Raw genomic sequence first — 12,877 nt, forward strand, 5'->3', positions numbered from 1 at the left:
TGCGCCTTGCTTCATCTAGGCGCGGCATTATGCCAGACTAGCCGGCGGAGGGCATGAATACGATGGATTCACGGACAGCGGCCGTTCTGGCGATTCTGGGGTACCTGTTGGCGGTGGCTGGCATGCTGTGGCTGCTGCGCCGGGCCCTCGACGAGGGCGGCGAACAGCCGCCGCCGGTGCGCGCGGCGGGCCTGTCGCTGGGCGTGCTGGCGATGACCTGCCACGCGATCGCCCTGCTGGGCACCTACGACGCCGGGCACGGACCGAACTTCAGCTTCCTCGGCGCCCTGTCGCTGGTCACGCTGTCGATCAACGCCATGCTGATGCTGACCGCCCTATTCCGGCCGGTCGACAAGCTCGCCCTCATCACCTTTCCGCTGGCCAGCGCGGTGCTGCTGGCCAAGCTCGCGCTGCCCGAGGAAACCCGCGGGATCAGCAATCATTCCTGGCCGATGGCAACCCACATCTTCGCCTCCCTGCTGGCCTACAGCCTGCTCAACATCGCCGCCCTGCAGGCCTTGTTGCTGGCCGTGCAGGACCACTGCCTGCGCAGCCACCATCCGGACGGCTACCTGCTGCGCTCCCTGCCCTCGCTGCAGAGCATGGAAAACCTCATGTTCCAGCTCATCGGCGCGGGTCTGCTGCTGCTGACCCTGTCGCTGGCGACCGGCTTCATCTTCCTGGAAAACCTGTTCGCCCAGCACCTGGCGCACAAGACCGTGCTCTCTATCCTGGCCTGGCTGGTGTTCGCCGTCCTGCTGGTCGGCCGCCAGCGCTATGGCTGGCGCGGGCAGACCGCGGTGCGCTGGACCCTGGGCGGGTTCGTCGCCCTGATGCTGGCCTACTTCGGCAGCAAGATGGTGCTGGAACTCATCCTTGGCCGGACCTGACCGCGCCTGCGGCTAGCGCGGCAACAACTGCGCCAGCAGCGATGCCCGCAGGGGCGCCGGGACGGCCTGCCAGGCGGCGAAGGCGGCAAACGCCAGGAACAGCAGCCCGCCGGTCACGCTCAGCGCCCGCGGCGGCAGCCGTCGCACCAGGGTCTTGCCGGCCCAGACGCCGAGCGCCGAGGTCAGCGCCAGGGCGGCCGTGGCGCCGAGCCAGACCGGGATGGCCGGATCGGCGGCGCCCAGCCCGGCGACCGCGATCTGCGTCTTGTCGCCGAATTCCGCCAGGAAGATCATCAGGAAGGTGGTCGCGAAAATGCCGTGACCGGATTTTTCGCTGACCTCCTCGTCCTCTTCGGTGTGCCGCGACAGCAGGCTGCGCAGACCGAAGACCGCGAAGATCAGCGCCATGGCCAGGGCGACCGCCTGCTCCGGCAGCCAGCGACCGGCAACGGCGCCGAAGGCCACCGCCAGGGCATTGAGCACGGCGAAGGCCAGAACCGCCCCGCCGAATACCGGCCAGTGCCGGTGCCGCGCCGCGAGGGCCATGCAGACCCACTGGCTCTTGTCGCCCATTTCGGCGACCGTCACCAGAGCGAAGGCCGCCGCGGAGGCCCCCGAGACACGACTCCAGTCCACGACCGGCAGGCTGTGCTCCAGCCACGCGCCGGCCTCGGCGATCAGGTTGCAGGGCATGGGCTCAGGGCGTGGTCACCAGGTTGTCGAGGATCATCATGACGATGAAGCCGATCATGACGGCGAAGGTGGCGTAGCGCGCCTTGCCCTGCGCCTGGATGGCGGGAATGATGTCATCGCTGATCACGAACAGCATGGCGCCGCCGGCGAAGGCCATGCCGATGGGCATCAGGGGCAGGAAGGCCGAGGCCATGGCCACGCCCAGGACGCCGCCGACCGGCTCGATCAAGCCCGTCAGGGTGGCGATCAGTACTGCGTGCCGGCGCGGATAGCCCAGCGCCACCAGCGGCATCGCCACGGCCAGGCCCTCGGGAACGTTCTGCAGGGCCACCGCCAGCGCCAGCGCGACGCCGTTGTGCCAGTCGCCATTGCCGAAGCTGACACCGACGGCGCCGCCCTCCGGCAGGTTGTGCAGGGTCACGGCGGCGATGAACAGCCAGACCTTGCGCAGGGAATCGAACTGCTCGCCGCGCTCGAGGAATTTCTCGTAGGGCAGCCAGCGATCCGCCAGCACCAGGAAACCGGCACCGGCCAGAAGGCCGACGGCGACCACGTAGACACCGTAACCCGGCCAGATCTGATTGCCGACCTGGATGCCCGGCATGATCAGGGAAAACGCCGTGGCCGCCAGCATCACGCCGGCTGCGCCGCCGAGCATGGTGTTCAGGGTTCGGTGGGTGATGCGCCGGTAGAACAGCACCGGCAGCGCGCCGGCGCCGGTGGCCAGACCGGCCAGCAGGCTCGACAGGGCGCCGATGGCGATGATGCGGTCGACGAAGACGTAGACCAGGCTCAGCAGCACCGTGACCAGCAGGGCGGGTGCGCCGACCAGCGCCAGCTTCTGCTCCAGCGGCGTCAGTTCCAGAAAGCGGCGGTAGGACGGGCTGGCTTCCAGGCGTTCCTGCCAGGCGGGGGGAATCCGGATGGTCATGATGGGTTCTCGAGCGGGGACGGGGCGTCAATGCCGGACCGGCGCCGGCATTGGATTAGAATTGCGCGGCAATGGTCCGCAATCGCAGCGGGAGCGTCAAGCTGAACACCCGGACGGCTGGCCGGGCCCGATCCCCGCGCGACAGGCGGCCAGCCTCCCATCCACAGCCACCCGGAGAATGCCCATGAGCCTCGTTACCCGCCTGGTCGACTATCCGCATGCCGATACCCGCTGCGAGGGCTTTCTGGCCTTCGACGACGCCTGCCCCGGCCCGCGGCCGGGCATACTGATTGCCCACACCTGGGCCGGCCGCGACGATTTCGCCATGGACAAGGCGCGCGCGCTGGCCGCCGAAGGCTATGTCGCCCTGGCGCTGGACATGTATGGCGAGGGCCGCGTCGGCGACAGTCCGGAGGCGTGCGCACAGCTGATGGGCGGCCTGATCAAGGATCGGCTGATGTTGCAGGACCGCATCCGCGCCGCGCTGGAAACCCTGCGCCGGCAGCCGGAGGCCGATCCGCAGCGGCTGGCGGCGATGGGCTTCTGCTTCGGCGGCCTGTGCGTGCTGGATCTCGCCCGCAGCGGTGCGGATCTGCGCGGGGTGGTCAGCTTCCACGGCCTGTTCACGCCGCCCGAGCCCTCGTCCACGGCGCCGATCAAGTCCCGCCTGCTGGTCCTGCATGGCTTCGAGGATCCCATGGCCACGCCCGAGCAGGCGGTGGAACTGGGTCGCGAACTGACCGCGCGCGGCGCCGACTGGCAGCTGCACCTGTTCGGCAACAGCATGCACGCCTTCACCAATCCACGCGCCAACGATCCCGCTTTCGGCACCGTTTACGACCCGCTGGCGGACCGCCGTGCGTGGCGGCTGCTCATGGATTTCCTGGCCGAAGTGCTAGAATGAAGCCCTTTTTTCGGGCACCGAGACGCCAGCATGGACCTCAACTTTCTTGATTTCGAGCAACCGATCGCCGACCTGCAGGCCAAGATCGATGAACTGCGCCGGGTCGGGTTCGACAACGAAATCAACATCAGCGAGGAAATCGCCAAGCTGGAGGAAAAAAGCCGCAAGCTGACCGAATCGGTGTTTTCCAACCTCAGCGCCTGGCAGATTTCCCAGCTGTCGCGCCATCCGCAGCGCATCTACACGCTCGACTACATCGAGCTGATGTTCACCGATTTCCAGGAACTGCATGGTGACCGCGCCTTTGCCGACGATCCCGCCATCGTCGGCGGGATGGCCAGGCTGGACGGCGTGCCGGTCATGGTCATCGGCCACCAGAAGGGCCGCGACACCAAGGAGAAGATCCACCGCAACTTCGGCATGCCGCGCCCCGAGGGCTACCGCAAGGCGCTGCGGCTGATGAAGCTGGCCGAGCGCTTCCGGCTGCCGCTCATCACCCTGATCGACACGCCCGGCGCCTACCCCGGCATCAATGCCGAGGAACGCGGCCAGAGCGAGGCCATCGCCCGCAACCTGTTCGAGATGGCCACCCTGCGCATCCCGGTGATCTGCACCATCATCGGCGAGGGCGGCTCCGGCGGCGCGCTGGCCATCGGCGTCGGCGACCGGCTGCTGATGCTGCAATACAGCACCTATTCGGTGATCTCGCCCGAGGGCTGCGCCTCGATCCTGTGGAAGAGCGCGGAGAAGGCCGAGCTGGCCGCCGAGGCCATGGGCATCACCTCGGACCGGCTGCGCGAGCTCGGGCTGATCGACGAGATCGTGCCGGAACCCCTGGGCGGCTGCCACCGCGACCGCGAGCAGACCGCCGCCAACCTGAAGAACACCCTCAAGCGCAACCTGGAAGAGCTCTCCCTGCTGCCGCTGGACACGCTGCTGGAGCAGCGCTACCGGCGCCTGATGAGCTACGGCGTCTACGAAGAAGCCAGTGCCTGAGGCGCCGGGGGCGGAACCGCACCGCCCCTGCCTCGACCCGGCGCAGCTCGACCGCTTCCTCGCCGCCTGCCCCGCCGCCCCGGTTCACTGGGTCGCCTGCAGCGGCGGACTCGATTCCACCGTGCTGCTGCATCTCGCGGCCGGTCTGCCGGCGCCGCGCCGGTACCATCTCCGCGCCGTGCATGTGCATCACGGCCTGCACCCGGACGCCGATCGCTGGACCCGGCACTGCGAAAGCGTTTGCCGCGACCTGGGCCTGCCGTTGACCGTCCTGCGGGTCGACGCCCACCCTGCGCCCGGCCAGAGTCCCGAGGACGCCGCCCGCCAGGCCCGTTACCGGGCGCTGGCGGATCTCCTCGGCCCCGGCGAGCTGTTGCTGCTGGCCCAGCATCAGGACGACCAGGCGGAAACCCTGCTGCTGCAACTGCTGCGCGGCGCCGGCGTCGCCGGGCTGGCGGCGATGCCGGCCCTGGCGCGGCTCGGTCCCGGCCATCTGGCGCGACCCCTGCTGCGCACCACACGCGCCGAGCTGGCCGACCATGCCCGCGCGCGCGGGCTGACCTGGGTGGAAGATCCCAGCAACGCCGAGACCGATTTCGACCGCAACTTCCTGCGGCGGGACGTGCTGCCTCTGCTGCGGCGGCGCTGGCCGGCCCTGTCGGCGACGCTGTCGCGCACCGCCCGCCACTGCGCCGAGGCCGATGCGCTGCTGGCCGGTCTCGGCGAACGGCTCCTGGCCGACGCGCGGGCGGAGGAGGCCGGCTCGCTCGCCGTCCCGGCACTGCTCGGGACCACGCCGGCCGAACAGGCGCTGATGCTGCGTCGCTGGCTGGCCAGGCACGGCTTCCGCGCACCGCCCGCCCGGATCGTGCAGGCCATGCGCGAGGACCTGCTGGGTGCCGCCGCCGACCGCAATCCCCTGGTGTGCTGGCGCGAAGGGGAAGTGCGCCGCTATCGCGGCCGGCTCTACCTAACGCCACCCCTGCCCGCGCTGGCCACGCTGCAATCGCTGCTGCCGGCGGAGGGGCTGAACTGGCCGGCCGACGCCGCCAGGCTGGCGCTGCCGGGCGGCAATGGCCATCTGCGCCTGATCCGTCCCGGCGCCGGAGCCCCCGGCATCCCCGAGCACCTGTGGCAACAGGCCACCGTGCGGGTTGGCTATCGCCGCGGGGGCGAGGCATTGCGCCTGCCGGGACGGCAGGGACGTCACGAGCTGCGCAAGCTGTTCCAGGAACGCGGCTGGCCGCCCTGGGTACGGGAGCGCGTTCCGCTGGTGTACCTGGAGGGACGGCTGGCCGCCGTGGGCGACTGGCTGGCCGCCGAGTTCGCCGCTTCCGGCGCGGCCGGGCCGGTGGTCAGGCCATGCTGGGAACCGCCGGCCGGACTATGGCCGGCCGGGCCGCTCACGGATGGCAGTGATAGACATTGAAGGACTGTTCGCCGTTGGCCGCCGGGCCAGTCGGCACGATGGCGTTGCCGCCCATGGCGCCGGCGTAGTTGCGGCTCAGGCGCCGCAGTTCCTCCTGCACGGATTCGTCGTCGCGTGGCAGGTAGGCCACCGATGCGGTGGTGGTGGAGGTGACATGGCCAATGCGCTTGCAGGTCCTGACGTCGCGCTCGGTCAGGATGCGCACGCCCTGTCCCTGGGGCTTGAGATCGACCCAGGCGGTGCAGCCGGCGACGGCGAGGCAGACCAGGGCCAGCGCACTCGACTTCGGGATCATCGGCATTCCGGATTTCTCCTTTGGGCAACTATCAGAGCCATACTAAACCGATTGCGGCTGGCCATGAAACAGTCGGCGATGACGAGTGCCCGGCGATTGCAGTAAAATGGCGGCCGTTCTGCCGGGCCATGCCACGCCCGACCCCTCGCCGGCCTGCCAGAGGTCCGGCGCTTCATACCCAGAGTCTGAATGACCCAATACATCTTCATTACCGGCGGTGTGGTTTCCTCGCTGGGCAAAGGCATTGCCGCGTCCTCGCTGGCCGCCATCCTGGAAGCACGCGGGCTGAAGGTCACGCTGACCAAGCTCGATCCCTACATCAATGTCGATCCCGGGACCATGAGCCCGTTCCAGCACGGCGAGGTGTTCGTCACCGAGGACGGCGCCGAGACCGATCTCGACCTGGGCCACTACGAGCGCTTCGTGCGCAGTACCATGGGCAAGGTCAACAACTGGACCACCGGACAGATCTACGAGAGCGTCATCCGCAAGGAGCGCCTGGGCGAATATCTCGGCGCCACCGTGCAGGTCATCCCGCACATCACCGACGAGATCAAGCGCGTCATCCGCCTCAGCGGCGAGGGTCATGATGTGGCCCTGATCGAGATCGGCGGCACCGTCGGCGACATCGAGTCGCAGCCCTTCCTCGAGGCCATCCGCCAGATGCGGGTGGAGGAAGGCGAGAACAACACGCTGTTCATCCACCTGACCCTGGTGCCCTTCATCGGCTCGGCGGGCGAACTCAAGACCAAGCCGACCCAGCATTCGGTCAAGGAACTGCGCACCATCGGCATCCAGCCGGACATCCTCATCTGCCGCTCCGAGGAGATGGTGCCGGAGCCGGAACGGCGCAAGATCGCGCTGTTCACCAATGTCAGCGAGAAGGCGGTCATCAGCTCCCCGGATGCCGATACCATCTACCGCATCCCGCTGCTGCTGCACGAACAGGGACTGGACGACATCGTCGTCCGCAAGCTGGGCATTGATGCGGAGCCGGCCGATCTGTCGGAATGGCAGGCCGTCATCGATGGGCTCACCCACTACGATCGCGAGGTGACGGTGGCGCTGGTCGGCAAGTACGTCGACCATAGCGACGCCTACAAATCACTGACCGAGGCGCTGGTCCATGCCGGCATCCACACCCGGACGCGGGTGCGGATCCTCTGCCTGGATTCCGAGGAGATCGGCGACAACGCCGGCGAGATTCTGGGGGATGTCGACGCCATCCTCGTCCCCGGCGGCTTCGGCGAACGCGGCGTGGAAGGCAAGATCGCCACCGTCCGCTACGCCCGCGAGCAGGGCATACCCTATCTGGGCATCTGTCTCGGCATGCAGGTCGCCGTGATCGAATTCGCGCGCAATGTCGCGGGCTTCGCCGGCGCCCACAGCACCGAATTCCAGCCGCGCACGCCCTATCCGGTGATCGCCCTGATTACCGAATGGCAGGATGCCTCCGGCGCGATCGAGCAGCGCTCGGTTGAGTCGCAACTGGGCGGCACCATGCGCCTGGGCGGCCAGTCCTGCCGTCTGGTGCCGGACAGCCTGGCCCGCCGTGTCTACGGCCAGGAAATCATCGCCGAGCGCCATCGGCACCGTTACGAATTCAACAACCGCTATCTGGAACCACTCCGGAAGGCCGGTCTCCGCATCGGCGGCACGTCCATCGACGGCAAGCTGGTCGAGACCATCGAGATACCCGGCCATCCCTGGTTCCTGGCCTGCCAGTTCCACCCGGAATTCACCTCCACCCCGCGCGGCGGGCACCCGCTGTTCACCGGCTTCATCGGGGCGGCGCGCGAACACGCCGGACAGCGGCAGGTATCGGCATGAAGCTCTGCGGTTTCGAGGCCGGCCTGGACCGGCCCTTCTTCCTGATCGCCGGCCCCTGCGTCATCGAGAGCGAGCAGCTCGCCCTCGACACCGCCGGCCGCCTGCGCGAGCTGACCGCCGCCCTGGGGGTGCCGTTCATCTACAAGTCCTCGTTCGACAAGGCCAACCGCTCCTCGCAGACCAGCTTCCGCGGCCTGGGCATCGACGAGGGCCTGCGCATCCTGGCCGAGGTCAAGGCGCAGATCGGCGTGCCGGTACTCACCGACGTGCACGAGGACACCCCGCTGAACGAGGTCGCGGCGGTGGTCGATGTCATGCAGACCCCCGCCTTCCTCTGCCGCCAGACCAATTTCATCCGCGCCGTGGCGGCGCAGGGCCTGCCGGTCAACATCAAGAAGGGTCAGTTCCTGGCGCCCTGGGACATGAAGAACGTGGTCGACAAGGCACGCGCCGCTGGCAACGAGCAGATCATGGTCTGCGAGCGGGGCGTCTCGTTCGGCTACAACAACCTGGTATCGGACATGCGCGCGCTGGCCATCATGCGCGAGACCGGCTGCCCGGTGGTGTTCGACGCCACCCATTCGGTGCAGCTGCCGGGCGGCCAGGGCACCCATTCCGGCGGCCAGCGCGAGTTCGTCCCGGCGCTGGCCCGTGCCGCGCTGGCGGTCGGCATCGCCGGCCTGTTCATGGAAACCCACCCGAATCCCGACCAGGCGCTCAGCGACGGCCCCAATTCCTGGCCGCTGGACCGCATGGGAGAACTGCTGCAAACGCTGGCGGCCATCGACCGCAGCGTCAAGTCCCGGCCCCTGCTCTGAATTCCGCCGTTTTTCCGTTTATTCTCATCACGAACCCACAGGAGATGTCCTCATGAGCAAAATCGTCGACGTGAAAGCGCTCGAAGTACTGGATTCCCGCGGCAATCCCACGGTCGCCGTCGAGGTGATCCTGGAATCCGGCGCCATCGGCAGCGCCATGGTGCCCTCCGGGGCGTCTACCGGCTCGCGCGAGGCCATCGAGCTGCGTGACGGCGACAAGTCCCGCTACCTCGGCAAGGGCGTCACCAAGGCGGTGGCCAACGTCAACGGCGAGATCCGCGACGCCGTCATCGGCCTGGATGCCGCCGACCAGAAGGCCCTGGATGCTAGGATGATCGCCCTGGACGGTACCGACAACAAGGGCCGCCTGGGCGCCAACGCCATCCTCGGCGTGTCCCTGGCCGCTGCCCGCGCCTCCGCGACCGAGGCCGGCAAGCCGCTCTACGCCTACCTCAACGACAGCGGCGAATACCTGCTGCCGGTGCCGATGATGAACATCATCAACGGCGGCGCGCACGCCGACAACAGCGTCGACATGCAGGAATTCATGATCCTGCCGGTGGGCGCCCCGACCTTCCGCGAGGCCCTGCGCTATGGCGCCGAGGTGTTCCACGCCCTGAAGAAGGTACTGCACGACCGTGGCCTGGCCACCGGCGTCGGCGACGAGGGCGGCTTCGCGCCCAACCTGCCCTCCAACGAGGCAGCCATCGAGGTCATCCTGGAAGCCATCAAGAACGCAGGCTACGAAGCCGGCAAGGACATCTTCCTGGGCCTCGACGTCGCCAGCTCCGAGTTCTACCGGGACGGCAAGTACCACCTGGAATCCGAGGGCAAGGAGTTCACCTCCGAGGAATTCGTCGACTATCTGGCCGCCTGGGTCGATAAGTACCCGATCATCTCCATCGAGGATGGCCTGGCCGAAGGCGACTGGCACGGCTGGGGCATCATGACCGACAAGCTGGGTCACAAGATCCAGATCGTCGGCGATGACCTGTTCGTCACCAACCCGGCCATCCTCAGGAAGGGCATCGAGGCCAAGGTGGCCAACTCCATCCTCATCAAGGTCAACCAGATCGGCTCCCTGACCGAGACCCTGGAAGCCATTGACATGGCTCATGCCGCCGGCTACACCTGCGTCATGTCGCACCGTTCCGGCGAAACCGAAGATTCGACCATCGCCGACCTGGCGGTCGCCACCCGCGCCGGCCAGATCAAGACCGGTTCGCTGAGCCGCTCCGACCGCATCGCCAAGTACAACCGCCTGCTGAAGATCGAGGCGGAACTGGGCGACAAAGCCACATACGCCGGCAAGAGCGCCTTCAAGCGCGCCTTCTGAGGCCCCGGCGCTCTAGGCCCCGCTCTTGTACAAGCTGACCGTCTTCCTGCTGATCCTCATCGCCGCCCTGCAATACCGGCTCTGGCTGGGCGACGGCAGCATCCGCGAGTACCGGGAAATCCAGCAGCGGATCGAGGTGCTCAGGCAGGAAGGCGAACGGCGCCGGATACGCAATGCCGCCCTGGAGGCGGACATTCGCGACCTGAGGGATGGTACCGATGCCATCGAGGAACGTGCCCGGCACGAGCTGGGCATGATCAAGGAAGGTGAAACCTTCATCCAGATTTTCGACGAGGCGCCGCCACCGGCCGAGGCGACGCCCGATCTCGACACGCCCACCAGCCAGGCCCCGGCCCGCCACAGGAAAGCGGCGGCCAGGGCCAGGACCGGTACCGCGAAGCCGGCCCCGTCACGATGAATCCCATGCCTGCCCTGCATCGACTCCCATCCACCATCACCCGGCAGCCGTCACGGCGGACGCGGAGACCGTCGCCATGACGCCGCGCCACTGGGCCGTGGTGCCGGCTGCCGGCGTCGGCAAGCGCATGGGCGCGGAGCTGCCCAAGCAATATCTGCCGGTACACGGCAAGCCGGTCTTGCAGCACACCCTGGAACGGCTGCTGTCGGTGCCGGGCCTTGCAGGCATCTGCGTCGCGCTGGGAACCGAGGATGGCTATTGGCACGACCTGCCGTTGGTCACCGAGGCCCGCATCCGGGTGGCAGCGGGTGGCCGGGAGCGCGCTGACTCCGTGCTCTCGGCCCTGGACCATCTGGCGGCTGCGGCGCGGCCGGACGACTGGGTGCTGGTGCATGACGCGGCGCGACCCTGTATCACCCGTGGGGATGTGGAAAAGCTCATGGCCGCGCTGGACGACGATCCCGTCGGTGGCATACTCGCCCTGCCGGTGAGCGATACCCTGAAGACGGTGGCGGACGATGGCCACATCACCGGCACCCCGGACCGCAGCCATACCTGGCGGGCGCTGACGCCGCAGATGTTCCGCTTCGGCCTGCTCAGGGCGGCACTCGTGGAAGCCGCCACGGCAGGCCGCGTGGTGACCGACGAGGCCAGCGCCATGGAGCTGGCCGGCCACCGTCCGCGCATCGTCGAGGGGCGTCCCGACAACCTCAAGATCACCCGGCCGGAAGATCTGCCGCTGGCCGCTTTTTACCTGGAGCAGCAATGTTACGAATAGGTCAGGGTTACGATGCGCACCGCTTCACTGAAGGCGGCCAGCTGGTGCTGGGCGGCGTGGCCGTCGAGTTCGAGAAAAGCCTCGCCGCCCATTCGGACGGCGACGTCGCCCTCCACGCGCTGTGCGACGCCCTGCTGGGCGCGGCGGCCATGGGCGACATCGGCCGGCACTTTCCCGACACCGACCAGAGCTTCAAGGGCATCGACAGCCGCATCCTGCTGCGCAACGTCTGCGCCAAGCTGAAGGCCCAGGGCTACGCGGTCGGCAACGTCGATGTCACCATCGTTGCCCAGCGTCCCAAGCTGGCGCCCTACATCGACCGCATGCGCGCCACCATCGCCACCGACCTGCAGATCGAGATCGATGCCGTCAACGTCAAGGCGACAACCACCGAGGGCATGGGCTTCGAGGGGCGCGGCGAGGGCATTTCCGCCTGCGCCGTCGCCCTGCTGCAGAAGGCCGGCTGACGGCGCATGCACGACCCGACCGCCGACCTGCCCCACGCCCATGGCGGACCCGTCGGCAGCGCCAGCCTCAAGCTGAGCCCCGAGGATTTCGTGGTCGAGGAAATCCTCGGCTTCGAACCCAGCGGCGAGGGCGAGCACGTGTTCCTCCTGATCGAGAAACGCGGCGAGAACACCGATTACCTGGCCAAGCAGCTGGCCCGGCACGCGCAGGTGCCGGTGCGCGATGTCAGCTATGCCGGCCTCAAGGACCGGCACGGCCTGACCCGCCAGTGGTTCAGCGTGCAGTTGCCCGGCAAGGCCGAACCCGACTGGTCGGGCCTGGCATCCGCCAGCGTGCGGGTGCTGGATGTGCGACGCAATGCGCGCAAGCTGCGCCGGGGTGCCGCCAGTGGCAACCGTTTCGCGCTGACGCTGCGCGGACTGGAGGCCGACGCCGAAAGGCTGGCACTCCGGCTGCGGCAACTGGCCGCCGAGGGCGTGCCCAACTACTTCGGCGCGCAGCGCTTCGGCCACGACGGGCAGAATCTGGCACGGGCGCGGGAACTGTTTGCCGAACCCGCGCGACCCTGCGACCGGCATCGGCGCGGGCTGTACCTGTCCGCCGCCCGCTCGGCCCTGTTCAACCGCATCCTCGCGGAGCGGGTCCGGCGCGGCGACTGGAACCGGGCCATCGATGGCGACGTCTTCATGTTTTCCGGCTCGCAGAGCTTTTTCGGTCCCGAGCCGCTGGACGAGGCGCTGCGGCGGCGCGTCGAGGCGCGCGCGATTCATCCCAGCGCCGTGCTCTGGGGCGAGACACCGTCCACGGCCATGGGCGAAGCGCTGGTAGTCGAAACCGCCGCCGTGGCGCCGCTTGAAGACCTGGCCCGGGGACTGGAGCAGGCCGGGCTGGAAACCGCCCGCCGTCCGCTGCGGCTGTGTCCGGAAACCCTGACCTGGTCCTGGCCGGCGCCGGATGTGCTACATCTGGCCTTCACCCTGCCGGCCGGCGCCTATGCCACCACTGTCGTGCGCGAGCTGGTGGCCACCGACCGTTTCGATGCCTGAGGCTGTCGCCTCGCCTTCGTGCTCACGCCAACCCTACCCAGGAGC

The 12,877-nt window shown here is 68.3% G+C and carries 14 protein-coding genes; 11 read left to right on the forward strand and 3 right to left on the reverse strand.

From position 1 onward, the window contains the following. Positions 1-53: 53 nt before the first annotated feature. Complete coding sequence (locus ACYQ1H_RS00685) at positions 54-890, forward strand: cytochrome C assembly family protein (RefSeq protein ID WP_460026200.1); 837 nt, start codon at positions 54-56, stop codon at positions 888-890. A 12-nt stretch (positions 891-902) separates the two neighbouring features. Here ACYQ1H_RS00685 and ACYQ1H_RS00690 read toward each other — a convergent pair whose 3' ends face one another. Together ACYQ1H_RS00690 and ACYQ1H_RS00695 are read right to left on the reverse strand one after the other, a co-directional pair. Continuing rightward, a complete protein-coding gene (locus ACYQ1H_RS00690; RefSeq protein WP_460026201.1) occupies positions 903-1,583 on the reverse strand; it encodes a TMEM165/GDT1 family protein in 681 nt (226 codons plus the stop codon). Positions 1,584-1,587: 4 nt separating this feature from the next. Beyond that, the gene (locus tag ACYQ1H_RS00695; protein WP_460026202.1) at positions 1,588-2,514 is read right to left on the reverse strand and encodes a ZIP family metal transporter; all 927 of its coding nucleotides are present in this window, start codon (positions 2,512-2,514) and stop codon (positions 1,588-1,590) included. 184 nt (positions 2,515-2,698) lie between these two features. On the opposite strand from ACYQ1H_RS00695, the gene ACYQ1H_RS00700 reads away from it, so the two are divergent. From ACYQ1H_RS00700 to tilS, 3 genes are read left to right on the forward strand one after another with little or no spacing between them, the layout of a single operon-like run. Next, positions 2,699-3,418, forward strand: a complete 720-nt coding sequence (locus ACYQ1H_RS00700; protein WP_460026203.1) for a dienelactone hydrolase family protein — start codon at positions 2,699-2,701, stop codon at positions 3,416-3,418. 30 nt (positions 3,419-3,448) lie between these two features. Next, positions 3,449-4,414: an acetyl-CoA carboxylase carboxyl transferase subunit alpha gene (accA, locus tag ACYQ1H_RS00705; RefSeq protein WP_460026204.1), complete on the forward strand. Its 966-nt coding sequence runs from the start codon at positions 3,449-3,451 to the stop codon at positions 4,412-4,414. Beyond that, complete coding sequence (tilS, locus tag ACYQ1H_RS00710; RefSeq protein WP_460026205.1) at positions 4,407-5,843, forward strand: tRNA lysidine(34) synthetase TilS; 1,437 nt, start codon at positions 4,407-4,409, stop codon at positions 5,841-5,843. Before accA ends, tilS begins: the two co-directional genes overlap by 8 nt. Here the strand turns inward: tilS and ACYQ1H_RS00715 are convergent. Beyond that, positions 5,818-6,144, reverse strand: a complete 327-nt coding sequence (locus tag ACYQ1H_RS00715) for a DUF4156 domain-containing protein (protein ID WP_460026206.1) — start codon at positions 6,142-6,144, stop codon at positions 5,818-5,820. The genes tilS and ACYQ1H_RS00715 overlap by 26 nt on opposite strands. 183 nt (positions 6,145-6,327) lie before the next feature. Here ACYQ1H_RS00715 and pyrG point away from each other — a divergent pair, with 183 nt between their 5' ends. From pyrG to truD, 7 genes are all read left to right on the forward strand, one after another. Further along, positions 6,328-7,968: a CTP synthase gene (gene pyrG / locus ACYQ1H_RS00720; RefSeq protein ID WP_460026207.1), complete on the forward strand. Its 1,641-nt coding sequence runs from the start codon at positions 6,328-6,330 to the stop codon at positions 7,966-7,968. Beyond that, positions 7,965-8,786, forward strand: a complete 822-nt coding sequence (gene kdsA, locus ACYQ1H_RS00725; protein ID WP_460026208.1) for a 3-deoxy-8-phosphooctulonate synthase — start codon at positions 7,965-7,967, stop codon at positions 8,784-8,786. Before pyrG ends, kdsA begins: the two co-directional genes overlap by 4 nt. A 52-nt stretch (positions 8,787-8,838) precedes the next feature. Continuing rightward, entirely contained in the window at positions 8,839-10,122 is a 1,284-nt protein-coding gene (gene eno / locus ACYQ1H_RS00730; RefSeq protein WP_460026209.1) for a phosphopyruvate hydratase, read from the forward strand. Between the two features lie 25 nt (positions 10,123-10,147). Further along, positions 10,148-10,540, forward strand: a complete 393-nt coding sequence (ftsB, locus tag ACYQ1H_RS00735; RefSeq protein WP_460026210.1) for a cell division protein FtsB — start codon at positions 10,148-10,150, stop codon at positions 10,538-10,540. 76 nt (positions 10,541-10,616) lie between these two features. Further along, a complete protein-coding gene (ispD, locus tag ACYQ1H_RS00740; RefSeq protein WP_460026211.1) occupies positions 10,617-11,318 on the forward strand; it encodes a 2-C-methyl-D-erythritol 4-phosphate cytidylyltransferase in 702 nt (233 codons plus the stop codon). Next, complete coding sequence (gene ispF / locus ACYQ1H_RS00745; protein ID WP_460026212.1) at positions 11,306-11,785, forward strand: 2-C-methyl-D-erythritol 2,4-cyclodiphosphate synthase; 480 nt, start codon at positions 11,306-11,308, stop codon at positions 11,783-11,785. Before ispD ends, ispF begins: the two co-directional genes overlap by 13 nt. A gap of 6 nt (positions 11,786-11,791) precedes the next feature. Then, positions 11,792-12,832, forward strand: a complete 1,041-nt coding sequence (gene truD / locus ACYQ1H_RS00750; RefSeq protein ID WP_460026213.1) for a tRNA pseudouridine(13) synthase TruD — start codon at positions 11,792-11,794, stop codon at positions 12,830-12,832. Positions 12,833-12,877: the final 45 nt, after the last annotated feature.

This window comes from Methyloparacoccus murrellii, from assembly GCF_054657115.1.